This is a genomic window from Sphingomonas sp. Leaf37 (assembly GCF_920939475.1).
Lineage (GTDB): Bacteria > Pseudomonadota > Alphaproteobacteria > Sphingomonadales > Sphingomonadaceae > Sphingomonas.
The window spans coordinates 146835-164278 of the sequence record NZ_CAKLAX010000003.1; the positions used below are offsets into that span (position 1 = coordinate 146835).

Genomic DNA, 17444 nt, shown 5'->3' on the forward strand with positions numbered 1-17444 from the left:
GGGCAACCCGCCACCATTCGATAAGGAACGAACCGTGCCCGAAGGGCCACACGTCCCCCGGTCCGCAGGACCTCATGTGATCGTCTTCGCCAACGAAAAGGGCGGCACCGGCAAATCGACGACGGCGGTTCACGTCGCGATCGCGCTCGCCGCCAAGGGATCGAAGGTCGCGTGCTTCGACCTGGATCATCGCCAGCGCACCGTCGGGCGTTATCTCGACAATCGCGCCGCCACCATCAAGCGGACCGGCAGCAACCTGCCGATGCCCGTCCACGACACGCATGACGGCGCGACCGAGAGCGTGTTCGAGGAGAAATGGGCGCGATTGAGCGATGGCGCGGACTTCCTGATCGTCGACACCCCCGGCCGCGACGATTATTTCGCGCGCACTGCGGCGGCGCTGTCGAACACGCTGGTGACGCCGATGAACGACAGCTTCGTCGATTTCGATCTGATCGGACAGGTCGATCCGGAGACGTTCAACGTCACCCGACCCAGCTTCTATTCGGAACTGATCTGGGACGCGCGCAAGCAGCGCGCACGCGCCGACGGGACGCAGATCGACTGGGTCGTGCTACGCAATCGCCTGCAACATATCGAGGCGCGCAACATGCGCCGCGTCTCGGATGCGCTGGGGCAACTGGCCAAGCGCGTCGGATTCCGTATCATTCCGGGACTCGGCGAGCGCGTGATCTATCGCGAACTGTTCCCCGCCGGGCTGACGATGATCGACGCGAAGGAATTCGGCGCGATGGGCCTCGGCCATGTCGCATCGCGGCAGGAATTGCGCGAGATGATGAGCGCGTTGCAGCTGCCCGAACCCGCTGCCCCCGAATCGGCGGCATCCGGATCCGCTGCTCCTGCACCCACCGCCCCTGAATCCGTCTCGCCCGAAGTCGCCGCATGATGAAATGGCTGCTCGCCATCGGGCTGATCTGGCTCGCCTGGCATTATCTGCGACCGAAGCCGAAGCGCGTGACGCTGACCGATCGCCAGCAGGCGCGACAGGTGCTCGGCGTCGGCGCGTCGGCGGACGAGGGCGAAATTCGTGCCGCGCATCGCCGCTTGCTGGCCGATGTTCACCCCGACCGGGGCGGATCGGCGGAGCGCAGCACCGAGATCAATGCGGCACGCGACCTGCTGATCGGCGCACTGCGTCAGGGATGACGGCGCGTTGATGGCGCACGTGCTGGCCCCCGCAATCCTGCGGGAATACGACATCCGCGGTACGGTCGGGCGCAACCTGGGCGTCGCCGACTCCTTCGCCATCGGCCGCAGCTTCGCCACCCGCGTGCGGCAGGCCGGCGGCACTCGCGTTGCGGTGGGACGCGACGGGCGGTTGTCGTCGCCCGAACTGGAGGCGGCGTTGGTCGAGGGATTGACCGCCGGCGGCGTCGACGTGGTGCGGATCGGCGTCGGACCGACGCCGATGCTCTATTATGCGGAGGCGACGCTGGAGGTGGACGCCGGCGTGCACGTCACCGGCAGCCACAATCCACGCGACGACAATGGCTTCAAGATGGTGCTCGGCCATCGCTCCTTTTACGGTGCCGATGTCGTCGATCTCGCCCGCATCGCCGCCGCGGGCGCGTGGAGCGAGGGCACGGGCACGGCTGTCGATCTCGAGGTGTGCGAGGCCTATGTCGGACGCCTGATGGCGGGCTATGCCGGTGGCAGCTACCGCATCGGCTGGGACTGCGGCAACGGCGCTGCCGGCCCTGTGGTGGAGCGGCTGGTGGCGCAACTGCCGGGGGAGCATCACTTGCTGTACCCTGATGTCGACGGTCGTTTTCCCAACCACCATCCCGACCCGACCGTGGAAGCGAACCTCGACGACCTGAAGTCGCTGGTTCGCGAGCGGGGGCTCGATTTCGGCATCGCCTTCGACGGCGACGGCGATCGCATCGGTGCTGTCGATGGCGAGGGACGCGTGCTGTGGGGCGACCAGCTGCTCGGCATCCTGATCGAGCCGGTCCTCGCCGAGTTGCGCGGCGCAACTGTCGTCGCCGACGTCAAATCGTCGCGCTACGTGTTCGACCGGATCGAAGCACTCGGCGGCAAGGCGGTGATCGGCGCGACCGGCCACAGCCTGATGAAGGAAGCGATGCTGGCGCACCATGCCCCGATCGCGGGCGAACTGAGCGGCCACATCTTCTTTGCACACGGCTGGTACGGGTTCGACGATGCGTTGTACGCCGCGATCCAGCTGATCCGTGCGGTGCACCTGTCGGGCCAGTCGCTCACCGAACTGCGATCGGCCATGCCGCCGCTGGTCAACACGCCCGACCTGCGCTTTCCGGTCGATCCGGTGCGCAAGTTCGCGGTAATCGACGAGGTGCGCGCGCGGCTGGAGGCGCGCGGCGTAACGGTCGTCGGGATCGACGGCGTCCGCGTCACCACGCCCGAGGGCTGGTGGCTGCTGCGCGCGTCGAACACGCAGGACGTGCTGACCGCGCGTGCGGAGGCGGAAAACCAGGCGGGGCTCGATGTCCTGCTCGCGCAGATCGACGCCGAACTCGCGGCATCCGGCGTCGCACGTGATTGACAGGCATCATACACCCGATAGGATTTCGCCCATGTCGGGGACCTATGTCGCAGAACGTCCGGTGGACAGCTTTCGCTCGAGCACCAATCGCTGGCTGCTCGGCAGCTTCGCCGGCTGGCTGACGATCCTGTCCTGCGTCATCGGGATCGGGCTGGTGATCATCGCCTGGCGCTGGTTGCAGAACATGGCATCGGCATATGAGATCACGGACCAGCGACTGATCGTGCGCCGCGGGCTGATCATGAAGTCGATCGACGAGATCGAGCTGTACCGGGTGAAGGACGTGCGGGTCCGCTTCTCGCTGATCAACCAGCTTGCCGATATCGGTACGATCACCATCACCTCGTCCGATCGCACCACCGGCAATCAGGAGTTCGTTCTCCGCGACGTCCCCGCCGCGCGCGAACGGCGCGAAGGCATCCGCAAGCTGGTCGACCGCGCGCGCCAGCGTCGCGGCGTGCGCGAGCTGGATGTGGATGCCGAGGATGGCTTCCGCTAAGTCTAGCGTGCTTTCCGCACGGGCGGGCGCGAGCTTAAGGGCAAATGTAAGACCGATCATCATGCCTTCTCCGCGACGGGAGCAACGAAGACGCCGCATGCACCGCTGGCATAATCCGCGCCTATGCCCCATTTAGAGGGCAATGCGCCCCGTCCCCCAGATCATCCGCGTCATCGACCTCGAAACCACCGGCAGCGCGCCGCCCGCGCATGGCGTATGCGAGATCGGCTGGCAGGATGTCGCGCTGAAGGCCGACGGGCGCTGGGAGCTGGAGGGCGAAGGCGGATCGATCCTGGTCAATCCGGGACGCGCGATCCCGCCGATCACGCAGGCGATCCACCATATCCTCGACGAGGATGTCGCAGAGGCGCCGTGGTGGCACGATGTCGCCCGCCGTGTGCTCGATCCCTATCCCCGGCGCGTCGCGCTCGCGGCCCATCGCGCGGATTTCGAACAGCAATTCTGCACGTCCAACCTGACCCACTGTGCCGAGTGGATCTGCACGTGGAAATGCGCGCTGCGGCTGTGGCCGGACTCCCCCAGCTTCTCCAATCAGGTGCTGCGCTACTGGCGGAAGCCGGACGGGCTGGACCAGCAGCGCGGCCTGCCCGTCCACCGCGCCTTTCCCGACGCCTATGTCACCGCGCACCATCTGCGTGACCAGTTGAACGAGGCTGGCGTCGCACAGCTGCTCGACTGGTCGCGCACGCCCGGCCTGATCCCGCGGGTCCGCTACGGCCCGCACCGCGGCAAGGCGTGGAACGAGCTGGACCACGACAGCCTGATGGCCTTCCTGACCGACCGCGATCCCGATATTCGCTTCACCGCCAATGCCGAGGCAGACCGGCGCAGCGGCGGCGGCGCGGTCGGCCGCAGCAATCCGCAGGAATTGTTGCTCTAACGGATTGCGGCAGCGTCGCTGGCGTAACGATTTGCATTCCAGTAAGGCGAGGCGGTGCCCGGTCCTATCCGCAACCCCTTCGTCGTATCGGAAGGCCGCTTCGGCCGCGTGCTCGTCGCGTTCATGGCGCTGGGCTTCCTCGCACTGGTCGCCGCAGGGGTGGCCGCGGGCTGGGCGACGGGGCAGAACGAAGAGCATACCCGCTCGGTCAACCACACCTATGAGGTCGAACTGGCGGTCAGCAATGCCCGTCGCCTGATCGAGCAGGGCGAGGCGTCGCGGCGCGGCTATCTGCTCACCGGCAACACCGAATATCGCGACGCCTACCGCCGCTGGGCGGCCTCGCTGCCGGGCGCCCTGGTCCGGCTGCAAGCGCTGACGCGCGACAATCCCCGACAGGTCGATGCGGTCAAGGTACTGCGGGCGGAAATCGCCGCCCTGCTTTATCAACGCGCCCGGACCATCGCGTTGATCGACGCCGGCCGGATCGGCGCTGCGACCACGCTGTTTCGCACCGAAGCCAGCGTCCGGCGGCTGGCCACGATTCGCACCGCGTTCGAGCGGATGGCCGCGGAGGAGCGTCGCCTGCTCGCCCGGCGCGATGCCGCGCAGCAGGCGAGCGTCCGCGTCTTCTATGCGATCCTCGCCGTCGCCGCGGTATTGCTGGTACTGGTCGCGCTCGCCTCGTTGTTGACGGTGATGCGCTACACCCGCGACCTGTCGCGCTCACGCGACAACCTGCGCGATTTCAACGAGCGGCTGGAAGAGACCGTGGGAGAGCGCACCGCCGACCTCAGCCGCGCCAACGAAGAGATCCAGCGCTTCGCCTATATCGTCAGTCACGACCTGCGTTCGCCGCTGGTCAATGTGATGGGTTTCACCGCCGAGCTATCCGCCGCGATCACGCCTCTCGCCGATCTGCTCGACAAGGCGGAGGCGGAATGCCCGCAGATCGTCAGCGAGGACGCACGCCTCGCGGTGCGCGAGGATCTGCCGGAGGCGATCGGCTTCATCCGCACCTCGACGCAGAAGATGGACCGGCTGATCAACGCCATCCTCAAGCTGTCGCGCGAGGGCCGGCGTGTCATCACCCCCGAACCGATCGACCCGGCGGTGCTGACCGAGACGATCGCGGGATCGATCCAGCACCTGCTCGACGATCGCGGCGTGACGCTGTCGGTCGCGCGGCCGGTGCCGGGTGTCGTCACCGACCGCGTCGCGCTGGAACAGATCTTGTCGAACCTGATCGAAAACGCGACCAAATACCTCCAGCCCGGCCGCCCCGGCGAAATTCGGGTTTCGGGTGAAGAGCGACGCGGGCGCGTGATCCTGTCGGTCACCGACAATGGCCGGGGCATCGATCCGCGCGATCACCAGCGCATCTTCGACCTGTTCCGCCGGTCGGGGCAACAGGACCAGCCCGGCGAAGGCATCGGACTGGCGCACGTCCGGGCCCTCGCCTATCGTCTCGGTGGCACGATCGACGTCGACAGCGAGCTTGGCCGTGGTTCGACGTTCCGCATCAACCTACCCAAGATCTACGAAGTGCAGGAAGCTACGCCATGAACGCCCATCAATCCGTCGGCATCGTCATGATCGAGGACGACGAAGGCCATGCGCGCCTGATCGAAAAGAACATTCGTCGTGCGGGCATCCTCAACGACATCAAGCATTTCACCGACGGCACGCAGGCGCTGCACCATCTGTTCGATGCGCCCGACGGCCCTGCCAAGAACGGGCCGGCGCTGGTGCTGCTCGATCTCAACCTGCCGGACATGAGCGGCACCGACATCCTGCAACGGATCAAGGCGGAGAACAGCCCGCTGAAGCGGACGCCCGTCGTCGTGCTGACCACCACCGACGACAAGATCGAAATCCAGCGCTGCTACGATCTCGGCTGCAACGTCTACATCACCAAGCCGGTGAATTACGAAAGCTTCGCGCAGGCGATCCGCCAGCTGGGCCTGTTCCTGTCGGTGATTCAGGTCCCCGAGGTCGAGGAACACTGATCCTGTCCGACATCCCCTCCCCCAGCGTCCTCTATATCGACGACGACGCCGGTATCCGGCGGCTGGCGGCGCGCGCGCTCGCCCGGCGCGGCTATCGCGTGACGATGGCCGAGGGTGGCGCAGAAGGCGTAGTGCTGGCGGCGTCGCAGGAATTCGATCTGGTCGCGGTCGACCATTACATGCCGGGCATGGACGGGCTCGAGACGCTGGAACGGCTCGGCGCACTGCCGGCCCCGCTGCCGGTGGTCTATGTCACCGGATCGGACGAGGGCCGTATCGCGGTCGCCGCATTGAAGGCCGGGGCGGCGGATTACGTCGTGAAGACGGTGGGAGAGGATTTCTTCGACCTGCTCGCCGCGAGCTTCCGTCAGGTGCTCGACCGCAGCCGGCTCGCGCGGGAAAAGACGCGCGCCGAGGAAGATCTTCGTGCCAGCAATGCCCGGCTGGAGGCGCTGCTCGGCGAGGTGAACCACCGCGTCGCCAATTCGCTGCAGCTGGTTTCCGCCATGGTACGGTTACAGGCCAGCGCGCTGATTGATCCGACCGCCCGCGCGGCGCTGGACGATACGCAGCGGCGCATCGGTGCGATCGCGCAGGTCCACCGTCGTCTCTATTCCGCGAACGACGTCGAGAGCGTCGACATGCGCGACTATCTCGGCTCTCTCATCGAGGAGCTGACGGAAACCTTGTCGTGCGATAGCGCACCGCATGCCATGCGCCTCGTTGCCGAGCCGATCCGCCTGCCGACCGACAAGGCGGTATCGCTTGGCGTGATCGTCACCGAACTGGTCACCAACGCCTGCAAATACGCCTATCCCACCGGCGCCGGTGGCGAGATCCGGGTGATGTTGCGGCGTGAGGGCGACGACGTCTTCCTGCTCGCGGTAGAAGACGACGGCTGCGGCATGCCGGCCGAAGCGGCTCCGAAGGGCACCGGGCTCGGCACCAAGCTGATCCGTGCGATGGCGCAAAGCCTGCAGGCCGTCGTGGAGTACGAACCCCGCGATCCCGGCGTCCGGGCAACCTTGCGGGCGTCGCTGAGCTAGTCACGGCGTCCGTCCGCTGGCTCCTGAACAGCGATCATCCCGCGACGCGTCCGCTCCAGCGCCAGTCCGAACACCGCGTGGCTCGCCAGCCCGTACGCATGCGTGGATGCAGGTGTATCGGTCGGCGCCGGTCCCCAGCCCAATGCCGGCACCGCCGCGTCGTCGAGCAGCGTCGCGACACCGATGCCATAGGCCAGACCGAAGCCAGCCGTCGTCTCCGGCCAGCGCCGCGCCGCCAGCGCATAGCCGGCGCCCAGCGCCGCGCCGGTGACGTAATGCACCACCCCGCCCGCGGTTTCGCGATGCTTCTGCGTGACGGGATCGCCGGTGACCAGCCGCTTGGCACCGTCCGCCGCCTTCACCGTGGCGGGATCGTCGTTGCTGCCGCTTTGCCCGAAGGCGGACGCCGCCATGCGCTGGAAGACATCCATCGCGGCGCTGGCGACAAGGCCACCGACGATACCGGCAACAAGGGTTCTGGTGAGTGATGGCACTGGCATTCTCCCGATCGTGATCCGGGTAACGCACCGACACGGTGAGGGGTTCTCATGAGGTCGGGCATCTCAACCCCCCGTTACGCCTCCGTCGAAGCCGCCGCGATCGTGTCCAGTCATTGGTTTGCCAACGAGCCGCACTAGATTGGCAGGATGGGCGATATTCGCGAGACGATACAGGGGCAGGTTCATCGACTGGTCGGGTTTGGTGACGGTGCGGTCGACCTGACCCGCCCACCGGGCGACGACGGATTGTTCGGCCCCGGTTCGGCGGCCTGGGTCGTCCACGGCGACTTTACCGCGATGATGGCGGGTGGCGTCGCGGCGCTGTTGCTCCAGATGCTCCATCCGGGCGCGCTCGCGGGTGTGTGGGACCATTCGAACTTCCGGCGCGACATGCTCGGACGACTGCGGCGGACGGCGCAGTTCATTTCGGGCACCACATATGGCGCCACCGCGACGGCGGAGGCCCTGATCGCGAAGGTGCGCACGATCCATGACCGAGTCGTGGGCACACTGCCCGACGGCACGCCCTACAGCGCCAACGATCCCGACCTGCTGACCTGGGTTCATGTCGCCGAGGTCGGGAGTTTCCTCGCCGCGCATCGCCGTTACCGCGATCCGGCATTCCCGGATGCGGAACAGGATCGCTATCTGGCCGAATATGCGATCGTCGCGGAAAAGCTGGGCGCGACCGGCGTACCGCGAACCCGCAACCAGATCGATGCCTATATGGCGAGGATACGCCCGCAGCTTCGTGCCGACCATCGCACCCGCGAAGTCGCTCGCGCCTTGCTGCAACAGCAGCCCGCCAGTCTGGCGATGGCGCCGGCGCAGAAGCTGCTGATGGAGGGCGGTATCGATCTGCTGCCCGACTGGGCCGGCCGGATGCACGGATTGGAACGCCCGCTGGTCGGCAGGCCCGCCGTTCGCGCCGGCATGGCCGGAATCGGGTCTGTCCTCCGCTGGGCACTGCGCGACGGGTCGGCCAGACGCGCGACGGAGCAGGCGTAGCCGTAACGGCCGCCTGCACGGAAGCTGCACCGAAGAACGATCGCTTGCGCGCGGGCACCGCCATCGCCGCTCGATCCCCGTCCGTGATCTTGCACGCTGATCATGGAGGATTGGCGCGATGGATAGAATTCGGGGCAAACGGCCGGTCGCCCTATGGGTAAAGCTTGCCGCATCTGGGATCGTGGTCGCGATCGGCCAGACGATCGTCCATCAGGATAGCGAGATCGGCGGTGTGCTCGGCCTGCTGGCGCTGGCTCTGCTGGCGGCGCTGGTCGTCGCCCGACCGGTCGTCCGGCGGCATGGACCGTCCCGGATCGCGCTGGCGGCGGCCGCCTTTTACGCGCTGGTGCTGATCGACGATCCCAATCCGTTGGCACTGCTGCTGTTCATGACCGCCGTGTCGCTGGCGACATTGCTGCCGCAACGGCGGTTCGGCCATGCGCTGCTGTGGCTGCCGCGCCTGGCATGGCATGCGCTCACCGCGGTACCGCGACCGTGGCGCGATCTCGCCTGGTCCGGTGCGGCGCGGACCCGGCGCGGTGGCGCCGGCGGCATACGGATGGCGGCGACGATGCTGGTCGTGCCAGTATTGGGTGGCGCAGTCTTCCTGACCCTGTTCGCCAACGCCAATCCCGTCATCGGCACCGCTTTCGCCCATGTCGCACTACCCCATCTCGGCACCGTCGTCTGGCGGACCCTGTTCGCAGCGATCGTGCTGATCGCGACATGGGCGACGTTGCGGCCACGGTTGCCGGTGACGGTGATCGGCGACCGGATGGGGGGCGGACGCGGGCGTGCCGACATCGGCATCGCGTCGCTGATCCTGTCGCTTGCGACGTTCAACGCAATCTTCGCCGTGCAGAATGTGCTCGACATCGCCTTCCTGTGGAGCGGTGCGGCACTGCCCGCCGGTGTGACGCTGGCCGAATACGCGCATCGCGGCGCCTATGCGCTGATCGTCACCGCACTTCTCGCCGCGCTGTTCGTACTTGTCGCGCTGCGGCCCGGCGGCGCGGGATTCGCCAGTCGCCCGGTACGCGTGGTGGTGGCCGCATGGATCGGTCAGAACCTGTTGCTCGTCGCATCCAGCGCATTGCGGCTGTTCGACTATATCGACGCCTATTCGATGACGACGCTGCGACTGGCCTCGTTGTTGTGGATGGCGCTGGTCGCGACTGGGCTGGTGCTGATCCTGTGGCGGCTGCTGCGCGCACGCTCCGCCACATGGCTGATCAACGCCAACGCACTGGCCGCAGCCCTGGTGCTGAGCGGCGCCAGCGCAATCGATCTGGGTGCGACCGCCGCCGCATGGAACGCCCGGGTTGCCATCGAACGCGGACGCGCCGGGCCGCGGCTCGACCTGTGCTATCTCGGCCAGCTGGGTTCGTCCGGGCTGACCGCACTCGCCACGCTGGAACGCCACGCCCGAAGCGCATCGTTACGCGACCGGATCGCCTATCTGCGCGCGAACACGCAAGGGGACATGCGCACGATCCAGACCGACTGGCGCAGCTGGACCGGCCGCAACGCCCGCCGGCTTGCATCGGTCGCAGGGCAGCAAGCCGTCGCCAAACGCATCCCGGGCTGGCGCGATTGCGACGGCGTCATCCATCCGGCACCCGCACGATCGGCAGCCGCCGCCCCGCCTGCGCCCACTGCCCGGTTGACGAAGGACGCGGAACGATGATCCTGTGCCCGATGCCCCGCACCGTCCTTGTCGTCGACGACGATCCTCACATCCGCCAGCTGCTGGTGTTCGCCTTGCAGAAGGCCGGTCTCGACACGATCGAGGCTGCGGATGGCGAGGCGGGGCTGGAACTTGCCGGCGTGCACGGACCCAACCTCGTCATCCTCGACATCAACATGCCGCGGATGGACGGGCTGGAGGTGTGCCGCCGCCTGCGTGCCGCCGGCGCACCGGGCGGCGGCGACGTGCCGATCCTGTTCCTGTCGAGCCGCGACGACGAGATCGACCGTGTCCTCGGCATCGAACTGGGTGCCGACGATTATGTCGTGAAGCCGTTCTCGCCGCGCGAGGTCGTGGCACGGGTGATGGCGATCCTGCGACGCACATCGGCGCGTCCGCCCGCGATCGAGGACGGCCGCGATCTGGAACATGGCCGGCTGCGACTCGATCTGGACGGATGGCGCGCGTTGTGGGGCGATGCCGAAGTCACGCTGACGGTCACCGAATTTTCGATCCTGCGCCTGCTCGCGTCGATGCCGGCAAAGGTGTTCAGTCGCGATGCGATCATCGATCGGCTGCACGGTCCGGGCTTCGCCATCACCGACCGGACGATCGACAGCCATATCCGCAACCTGCGGCATAAGTTCGCCGCGATCGGCTGCGCCGATCTGATCGATACCCGCCCGGGCATCGGCTACCGGCTGGGCACGTGCACCGGCGGGTGATCGAGGGTCTGAAATCGCGGGCGAAACGCCATTGGCCGCGGCTGCGGTTGCGTACGATCCTGTTCGCCACGCTGTTTCTGGTCGCGGCACTGCCGGGATTCGGCGCAGTCTTCCTGAGGGTGTATGAAAATACACTGGTCCGCCAGACCGAAGCGGAACTGGTCGCGCAGGGCGCGGCGCTGTCGGCCGCCGCTGCGGCGGACTGGCCCGGCGCACGCGGCGGTGCGCTGTATCCGCAGCGGATCGTCCCACCCCGCGATGGCGTCGACCTGAGCCTGACGCCGATCCTGCCGGAACGCCCCGCACCCAAGCCGGCTACGGACATCGCGGCGGATGCAGGAGCGGCGGCACCGGGCATCGCGCCGGTCATGCGCGCGACGCAGATGACGACGCTGGCCAGCATCCTGCTGCTTGATCGCACAGGACAGATAGTAGCCGGAAACGGCTGGCGCGGCAGCTACGCGGCGCTGCCCGAGGTCGCGGCGGCCCTGCGCGGCGCGCCGACGACGGTGCTGCGGCGCAACCGCGCCTATCGTGCCGTCTACAGCTTCGAATGGCTGTCGCGCGCCGCCGCGATCCGGGTGCATCACGCTCGCCCGATCGTCGTAAACGGCCGCGTCGTCGGCGTGCTGCTGCTGTCACGATCGGCGCGAGCGCTGTTTCGCGGATTGTACGAGGACCGCGGCAAGATCCTGTTCGGCATCGCCGCCATCTTCGCGTTGCTGGTGCTGCTCAGCGGTGTGATCTCGCGCGGGGTGACGCTGCCGATCGAGCGGCTGGGCCTTGCGACGCGGGCGGTGGCCAGCGGGCGTGGCAGCGTGCCCGATGTACCGGCGACCGCGGCGATCGAGATACAGGGACTGTACGCCGATTTCGCCATCATGACCGCGGCGATCGAGCGACGGTCACGCTACCTGCGCGACTTCGCCTATGCGGTCAGCCACGAATTCAAGACTCCGCTCGCCGGGATCCGTGGCGCGATCGAGCTGATGCAGGATCATCCGGACATGGCGGCCGTGGATCGCGACCGCTTCCTTGCCAATGCCGATGCCGATGCCGATCGGCTGGCGCTGCTCGTCACCCGCCTGCTCGAACTGGCGCGGGCCGACATGGCGGCGCCGGCGGACGACGCGGTCGATCCGGTGCCGGTGATCGCCCGGACCGCCGACGCCTATCGCACCGATACGTTGGCGATCGACATCGTCTGGGACGCACCACCGCCGTGCGTCGCGCTGCCGGCCGGGACGATCGAGAATGCGCTGGCGACGCTGTTCGACAATGCGCGGCAGGCGGGCGCGGGGGCGGTACGGGTCGAGGGGCGTGTGGGGGAGCGGGTCGATCTGTACGTCACCGACGACGGACCGGGAATCGCGCCGGGCGACCGGCCGCGGCTGTTCGAGCCGTTCTTCACGACACGTCGGGCAGAAGGTGGCACCGGGCTCGGTCTGGCCATCGCGCGCTCGCTGCTGGAGGCCGGCGGCGGAACGATCGATGTTGCCGACGGAGCGACCACGCGCTTCGTCGTGACGCTGCCGATCGCTCCGTCATGGCGCACATAGCGAAGCAACCCGGACGCCGACACGCGCCGGATTGCTTCGCGCCGCTCCCCGCGGCGTTTACTTCGCCGCGACCTGCGACTGATCGACCGCCACCACCGGCAGCAGCACTGCGCTCGACATCGCACCGCCGCGCTTCAGCGTCACGGTCGCCTTCCTGTAGTCCGCCGGCTTGGCGAAGAAGATGTTCTGCACGTACGTCTGCGGATTGCGATCGTAGAGCGGGAACAGGCTCGACTGCACCTGCACCATCACGCGATGACCGGGCTTAAAGACGTGGTTCACCGTAGGCAGGCGGAATTTGTAGTGCTGGACCTTGTTCGCGGGGATTGCGCTGGGTTGTGCGAAGCTGTCGCGGTAGCGACCGCGGAAGATGTCGAGACTGATCGGCAGCTGGTAACCGCCCATCTTGGGATCGCTGGCGTTTTCCGCGGGATAGACGTCGATCACCTTGACCACGAAATCGCCGTCCGTCCCGGTCGTCGCCGCATAGAGGTCGGCTATCGGCGCACCCGAAACGCGCATCGCCTCGGTCAGCACCGGCGTCGTGTAGGTCATCACGTCGGGTCGGCCATCGGCGTGGCGCTGGTCGCTGACCAGCCAGTCGCCCCAGCGGCCATCGCCGAAGTTCACCGGGCGCGGCAGGTGCGGCACTGGCTTGGCGGGATCGGAGACGTAGCTGTCGCCGCCGGCGCCGCCCTTGTCGAAGCCCAGGCCGCCGTCCGCTTGCAGATACAGCGGCTTCAGCGGCGCAGCGCAGCCGCTTTCACAGGCGAGCGGCCAGTTCGCCAACCTGTCCCAATGGTTCTCGCCAGTGTTGTAGATCGCGGCCTGCGGCAGGTTCGCCGCGGGTCCGTCCTTCAGATACTGGTCGAACAGCGGCAGCACCATCTCCTCGCGGAATTGCGCGGCGGTATCGCCGTCCCACTGGAACGGACCGAGACTGCGGCCGTCGCGGTTGACCTGGCTGTGCCGCCACGGCCCCATCACCAGGAAATTGTTGCCTGTCTTGCCCTTGGCCTTCAGCGCTTCCCATGCGGTGATCGCGCCGTACATATCCTCCTGATCCCAGAGCCCCTGTTCCCAGATCGTCGGCACGTTCGACGGGTTCGCCGCGAGCAGTTTGTCGAGCGCCTGCCCGGACCAGAATCCGTCATAGGCGGCATGCTGCGACATACGCTTCCAATATGGCAGCTGATCGTACCCCGACTTCTTCGCCCAGTCGCCCGCCGAGCCGATGTCGCGGAAATTGTCGTAATCGTCCCAGCCGCCGGTCGGGGGAACGGTACCCCCGCCCTTGTAGCCGGTCTGCCCGCCGAGCCAGGCGATGTTGGCGAGGCGGAAGGCGCCGTAATGGAACCAGTCGTCGCCCATCCAGCCGTCGATCATCGGCGATTCCGGCGCGGCGACCTTCAGCGCCGGGTGCGGATTGAGCAGCGCCATCACGACGGTGAAGCCTTCGTAGCTCGACCCGATCATGCCGACGCGGCCATTCGACTGCGGCAGGTTCGCCTTGTTCACCAGCCAGTCGATCGTGTCGTAGGCGTCGGTGACGTGATCGACCCCAATCTGATTCCGGGGGGTCGGGTTGAGCGGGCCGATCACCGGGCGGGTGACGACATACTCCCCCTCCGATCCGTATTTGCCGCGTACATCCTGATAGACGCGGATGTAGCCGCCCTTCACGAACATCTCGTCGGCCAGCGGCAGCGTGTTCAGCATCGAACTGCTGGTGCTACGGCTGGCGCGCCCCTTGGCGTTGTACGGCGTGCGCGTGAGGACGATCGGCGCGTTGGTCGCGGTCTTCGGAATGACGATTACCGTGTACAGCTTCGTCCCGTCGCGCATCGGGATCATCACTTCGCGCTTGATGTAATCGTTGGCGGCGTCGACGAGCGTGAACTTCGCCGGGATGTCGCCGCCCGCCGGCGCGGTCTGCTGCTGCGCATGCACCCCGACCGAGAGCAGGGCGAGAAGGGGCAGCAACAGGACGGAACGGCGCATGACGATCTCCGGCAGAAAGGATGACCTATGCTAGCGGGGATAGGCCGCGGGGCAAGGCCCCGGACGTTGGGATTGCCGCATTCTTCCTCCCCCGCAAGGGGGAGAACCGGAGGTTGTCAGCTTGCCCAGCTCGCGACGTCCTCCTCCAGCCCGATCAGCGCCAGCCCGTGCGCGATCGAGGTGAGTTCGCCGCCGGTGGCGATCCGGTCTGCGCCGAAGCGATCGTCGAACAGGCGGCGGAGGCGCGGCGTCAGCGAGGTGCCGCCGGTCAGGAACACGCGGTCGATGCCGCCCGCATCGATGCCGGACGCGGCCAGCGCCTGATCGACCGCAGCATCGATGCGCGCGATATCGGGCGCGATCCATTCCTCGAACTGCGCCCGCGTGACCTCCGCCTCGATCGACAGCCCCGCGCCTTCGAAGCGGAACAGCGCCGCCGGCTCGGCGGTCAGGGCGCGCTTCAGCCGGCCGACGGCATCGTACAGCTGATAGCCGAGCTCCTGTTCGATCACCGCGATCATGCGGCCGATCGCGGCCGGATCCGATGCGGCACGGCGCAGCTTGTCGAGCTCGGCAAGCGTGCGCCGGTTGCGCATCAACGCCAGCCGCGACCAGTCCGCGAAATCGGCGAAATAGCCGCCGGGTATCTCGAGTATCTTGTCGAACGAACGATAGGACCCGCCCTTGCCGAGCAGCGGCATCACCAGCCGGTCGACGATGCGTTGGTCGAACCGGTCGCCGGCGATGCCGACACCGGCATGTCCCAGCGGCACGCACCGTCGCGTCGCACCCGGCACGTCGACCTTCACCACCGAAAAGTCGCTGGTGCCGCCGCCGAAATCGGCGACGAGGATCGTCGCCGGCTCGCTCAGCCGCGCGGCATAGCTGAATGCGGCGCCGACGGGTTCATAGACGTAATGCACCTCGGTCCCCAGCGACGCGAATACCGCGTCGTAGCGCGTCCGAGCCAGCGCTTCGTCGGGGCGGCTTCCGGCGAAGGTGACCGGACGTCCGACGACGACGCGGCGCGCGCTGCCGTCGAGCGCACCTCTGGCGCGCGCCGCCATCTTCGCGACGAACAGTCGCCCCAGATCCTCGAACCGCATCCGCCGCTCGAACACCGTCGCATGTTCGAAGCTGGCGCTGGCGGCGACCGACTTGAACGACTGGATGAAGCGGCTGCCCTGCGGATAGTCGAGATATTCGCGGATCGCCCATGGCCCGGCCTCCGATTCGATCCGCGCATCGTCTTCCCAGAAGCACAGTGCCGATCGGAAGACGGGATCGTCGCCAGCGGGGCCGTCAAGCGTCACGAGGTCCGCGGCGCCATCCCGTGCCACCGCCGCGACCGAGTTGGTGGTGCCGAAGTCGAGGCCGAGAGAAAGATCAGCAGACATAATGATTTATGGACCTAGCTTTCAGGATATGGAATATAGCGACGATCGGTCGAAAAGAGCCGGACGAACACGGCGATGGTTTCCGCCGCGCCAATAAGATGAGAGGGTTCGAACGTGAAGCGCAGGATGTGGACAGCCACCGTCATCACCGTGGCCATGACGTTCGGACCGGCAAGCGCCGCACCACCCCAGCAGCCGCTGCCCGTCCTGATGGCCAAGCCCGGCACGCAGCCGACACCGCCGAAGGAGTGGATCGACCAGACCACCGGGCACCGCGTCGTCCGCATCTCCGACGAACCCGGCAGCAGCAGCAACTATTTCAACGTCAACAGCTACACGCCCGACGGCCGCTGGATGGCGTACAGCTCGCCGAGCGGCATCATGGCGCTGGATCTCAAGACTTTCCGGTCGAAGCTGATCGTGCCGGGACGCGTCAGCCTCCAGTTCGTCGGTCAGCGAACCGGCACGGTCTATTACCTCACCGCGCTGGAACAGACGCAGGGTCACGACGCGAATTCGGCGCACACGCCGGGGGCGAAGGTCCGGCCCGCCGTCATGCCGCGTGGTCCGCGAACGATCATGGGCTATGACATCGCCACCGGCAAAAGCCGCCGGATCGCGGCGTTGGAGGCGGGCTATTCTATCGCGACGATCAACGCGGACGAGACGCTGTTCGCCGGCGCGCGCAACACTGGGAACGGCCCCGGCGCCGGGGTAAATCCCGGCAGCGTCATGGCCAACCGCGATCCCGCGAGCGAGGTCGGGCCGAACGGCGAGAAACTGACCTATGCCGAAGGGCGCGAGGTCCAGATCAACCGACGCCTGATGCAGCGGCTTCCGATGGAGATCTTCACGATCAACATCGCGACGGGTGCGAAGAAGACGATCACCGCGTCGACCGACTGGCTGAACCACCTGCAATTCTCGCCCACCGATCCCAATGTGCTGCTCTATTGCCACGAGGGCAATTGGCACGTCGTCGACCGGCTGTGGCTGGTCCGTGTCGATCGCCCGGATACGCCGAGGCTGCTCCACACCCGCACGATGAACATGGAGATCGCGGGCCACGAATGGTGGAGCAAGGACGGCAGGACCGTCTGGTACGATCTGCAGACGCCGCGCGGCGAGGACTTCTGGGTTGCGGGTTATGACGTCGCCACCGCCAAGCGCCGCTGGTATCACCTCGATCGCAACGCCTGGGGCGTGCATTTCAATAGCTCGCCGGACGAAAAGCTGTTCGCCAGCGATGGTGGCGATCCCGAGATGGCGGCACATGCACCCGACGGCAAATACATCTACCTGCTCCGCCCACGTGCGATCCCGGACGTCGCCGGCATCCACGCCGCGAACAGCGCCGACCTGATCACGCCGGGTGCGCTCGATCCCGAAAAGCTCGTCGATCTGCGCAACCACGACTACCGGTCGGAACCGAACGCCAGCTTCACGCCCGACGGCAAGTGGCTGGTATTCCGGTCGAACATGTGGGGTGCGGGCCACGTCTATGCGGTGGAGACGGCGAAGGCGCGGTAGGGACCCCGGTCCAAGGATGACGGTGAACGGACTGGTC

17 protein-coding genes are annotated in these 17444 nt (G+C 67.1%); 13 read left to right on the top strand and 4 right to left on the bottom strand.

All coding sequences use genetic code 11. The features are described 5' to 3' along the window. Positions 1-76 precede the first annotated feature (76 nt). The 8 genes from LRA87_RS10395 to LRA87_RS10430 all read left to right on the top strand — a co-directional run bounded on the left by LRA87_RS10395 (position 77) and on the right by LRA87_RS10430 (position 7000). Positions 77-907 (top strand): division plane positioning ATPase MipZ, encoded by an 831-nt coding sequence (locus tag LRA87_RS10395; protein WP_443024868.1) that lies wholly within the window; start codon positions 77-79, stop codon positions 905-907. After that, positions 904-1167, top strand: coding sequence for a J domain-containing protein (locus LRA87_RS10400; RefSeq protein ID WP_329958591.1), 264 nt, complete (start codon positions 904-906; stop codon positions 1165-1167). Before LRA87_RS10395 ends, LRA87_RS10400 begins: the two co-directional genes overlap by 4 nt. A gap of 10 nt (positions 1168-1177) precedes the next feature. Further along, on the top strand, positions 1178-2545 hold the full coding sequence (gene pgmG, locus LRA87_RS10405; protein WP_230631388.1) for a phosphoglucomutase/phosphomannomutase PgmG: 1368 nt from the start codon (positions 1178-1180) through the stop codon (positions 2543-2545). Between the two features lie 31 nt (positions 2546-2576). Beyond that, positions 2577-3044 carry a PH domain-containing protein gene (locus LRA87_RS10410; protein ID WP_230631389.1) on the top strand — a complete coding sequence of 156 codons (468 nt, stop codon included), beginning with the start codon at positions 2577-2579 and terminating at the stop codon, positions 3042-3044. 142 nt (positions 3045-3186) lie between these two features. Beyond that, a complete protein-coding gene (locus LRA87_RS10415; protein ID WP_230631390.1) occupies positions 3187-3945 on the top strand; it encodes an exonuclease domain-containing protein in 759 nt (252 codons plus the stop codon). 123 nt (positions 3946-4068) lie between these two features. Further along, on the top strand, positions 4069-5511 hold the full coding sequence (locus tag LRA87_RS10420) for a sensor histidine kinase (RefSeq protein ID WP_443024882.1): 1443 nt from the start codon (positions 4069-4071) through the stop codon (positions 5509-5511). Next, positions 5508-5954 (top strand): response regulator, encoded by a 447-nt coding sequence (locus LRA87_RS10425; protein WP_230631392.1) that lies wholly within the window; start codon positions 5508-5510, stop codon positions 5952-5954. The genes LRA87_RS10420 and LRA87_RS10425 overlap by 4 nt, the downstream gene beginning before the upstream one ends. A gap of 11 nt (positions 5955-5965) precedes the next feature. Further along, a complete protein-coding gene (locus LRA87_RS10430) occupies positions 5966-7000 on the top strand; it encodes a histidine kinase dimerization/phosphoacceptor domain -containing protein (RefSeq protein WP_268934867.1) in 1035 nt (344 codons plus the stop codon). Here the strand turns inward: LRA87_RS10430 and LRA87_RS10435 are convergent. Continuing rightward, positions 6997-7494 carry a DUF1440 domain-containing protein gene (locus LRA87_RS10435; RefSeq protein ID WP_230631393.1) on the bottom strand — a complete coding sequence of 166 codons (498 nt, stop codon included), beginning with the start codon at positions 7492-7494 and terminating at the stop codon, positions 6997-6999. The two genes, LRA87_RS10430 and LRA87_RS10435, sit on opposite strands and share 4 nt — an antisense overlap. 153 nt (positions 7495-7647) lie before the next feature. Here LRA87_RS10435 and LRA87_RS10440 point away from each other — a divergent pair, with 153 nt between their 5' ends. From LRA87_RS10440 to LRA87_RS10455, 4 genes are all read left to right on the top strand, one after another. Continuing rightward, entirely contained in the window at positions 7648-8508 is an 861-nt protein-coding gene (locus LRA87_RS10440) for an oxygenase MpaB family protein (protein WP_230631394.1), read from the top strand. Between the two features lie 118 nt (positions 8509-8626). Beyond that, on the top strand, positions 8627-10195 hold the full coding sequence (locus LRA87_RS10445) for a DUF4153 domain-containing protein (protein WP_230631395.1): 1569 nt from the start codon (positions 8627-8629) through the stop codon (positions 10193-10195). Next, positions 10192-10920: a response regulator transcription factor gene (locus LRA87_RS10450; protein ID WP_230631396.1), complete on the top strand. Its 729-nt coding sequence runs from the start codon at positions 10192-10194 to the stop codon at positions 10918-10920. Before LRA87_RS10445 ends, LRA87_RS10450 begins: the two co-directional genes overlap by 4 nt. Then, positions 10905-12479 carry a sensor histidine kinase gene (locus LRA87_RS10455; RefSeq protein WP_230631397.1) on the top strand — a complete coding sequence of 525 codons (1575 nt, stop codon included), beginning with the start codon at positions 10905-10907 and terminating at the stop codon, positions 12477-12479. The genes LRA87_RS10450 and LRA87_RS10455 overlap by 16 nt, the downstream gene beginning before the upstream one ends. 57 nt (positions 12480-12536) lie before the next feature. Here LRA87_RS10455 and LRA87_RS10460 read toward each other — a convergent pair whose 3' ends face one another. The 3 genes from LRA87_RS10460 to LRA87_RS10470 all read right to left on the bottom strand — a co-directional run bounded on the left by LRA87_RS10460 (position 12537) and on the right by LRA87_RS10470 (position 16035). After that, complete coding sequence (locus LRA87_RS10460) at positions 12537-14480, bottom strand: CocE/NonD family hydrolase (protein ID WP_230631398.1); 1944 nt, start codon at positions 14478-14480, stop codon at positions 12537-12539. A 116-nt stretch (positions 14481-14596) separates the two neighbouring features. Further along, positions 14597-15877 (bottom strand): Hsp70 family protein, encoded by a 1281-nt coding sequence (locus tag LRA87_RS10465; protein WP_230631399.1) that lies wholly within the window; start codon positions 15875-15877, stop codon positions 14597-14599. Positions 15878-15891: 14 nt separating this feature from the next. After that, positions 15892-16035 carry a hypothetical protein gene (locus LRA87_RS10470; protein ID WP_230631400.1) on the bottom strand — a complete coding sequence of 48 codons (144 nt, stop codon included), beginning with the start codon at positions 16033-16035 and terminating at the stop codon, positions 15892-15894. On the opposite strand from LRA87_RS10470, the gene LRA87_RS10475 reads away from it, so the two are divergent. Beyond that, the gene (locus LRA87_RS10475) at positions 16034-17407 is read left to right on the top strand and encodes an oligogalacturonate lyase family protein (RefSeq protein WP_230631401.1); all 1374 of its coding nucleotides are present in this window, start codon (positions 16034-16036) and stop codon (positions 17405-17407) included. The two genes, LRA87_RS10470 and LRA87_RS10475, sit on opposite strands and share 2 nt — an antisense overlap. Positions 17408-17444 lie beyond the last annotated feature (37 nt).

Bases quoted from the DNA above. Each gene is read 5' to 3' on its own strand.
- LRA87_RS10400 (WP_329958591.1), top strand. From the start codon at position 904: ATGATGAAATGGCTGCTCGCCATCGGGCTGATCTGGCTCGCCTGGCAT.
- pgmG (WP_230631388.1), top strand. From the start codon at position 1,178: ATGGCGCACGTGCTGGCCCCCGCAATCCTGCGGGAATACGACATCCGC.
- LRA87_RS10410 (WP_230631389.1), top strand. From the start codon at position 2,577: ATGTCGGGGACCTATGTCGCAGAACGTCCGGTGGACAGCTTTCGCTCG.
- LRA87_RS10415 (WP_230631390.1), top strand. From the start codon at position 3,187: ATGCGCCCCGTCCCCCAGATCATCCGCGTCATCGACCTCGAAACCACC.
- LRA87_RS10420 (WP_443024882.1), top strand. From the start codon at position 4,069: ATGGCGCTGGGCTTCCTCGCACTGGTCGCCGCAGGGGTGGCCGCGGGC.
- LRA87_RS10425 (WP_230631392.1), top strand. From the start codon at position 5,508: ATGAACGCCCATCAATCCGTCGGCATCGTCATGATCGAGGACGACGAA.
- LRA87_RS10440 (WP_230631394.1), top strand. From the start codon at position 7,648: ATGGGCGATATTCGCGAGACGATACAGGGGCAGGTTCATCGACTGGTC.
- LRA87_RS10445 (WP_230631395.1), top strand. From the start codon at position 8,627: ATGGATAGAATTCGGGGCAAACGGCCGGTCGCCCTATGGGTAAAGCTT.
- LRA87_RS10450 (WP_230631396.1), top strand. From the start codon at position 10,192: ATGATCCTGTGCCCGATGCCCCGCACCGTCCTTGTCGTCGACGACGAT.
- LRA87_RS10460 (WP_230631398.1), bottom strand. From the start codon at position 14,480: ATGCGCCGTTCCGTCCTGTTGCTGCCCCTTCTCGCCCTGCTCTCGGTC.
- LRA87_RS10465 (WP_230631399.1), bottom strand. From the start codon at position 15,877: ATGTCTGCTGATCTTTCTCTCGGCCTCGACTTCGGCACCACCAACTCG.
- LRA87_RS10475 (WP_230631401.1), top strand. From the start codon at position 16,034: ATGACGTTCGGACCGGCAAGCGCCGCACCACCCCAGCAGCCGCTGCCC.
- LRA87_RS10470 (WP_230631400.1), bottom strand. From the start codon at position 16,035: ATGGCCACGGTGATGACGGTGGCTGTCCACATCCTGCGCTTCACGTTC.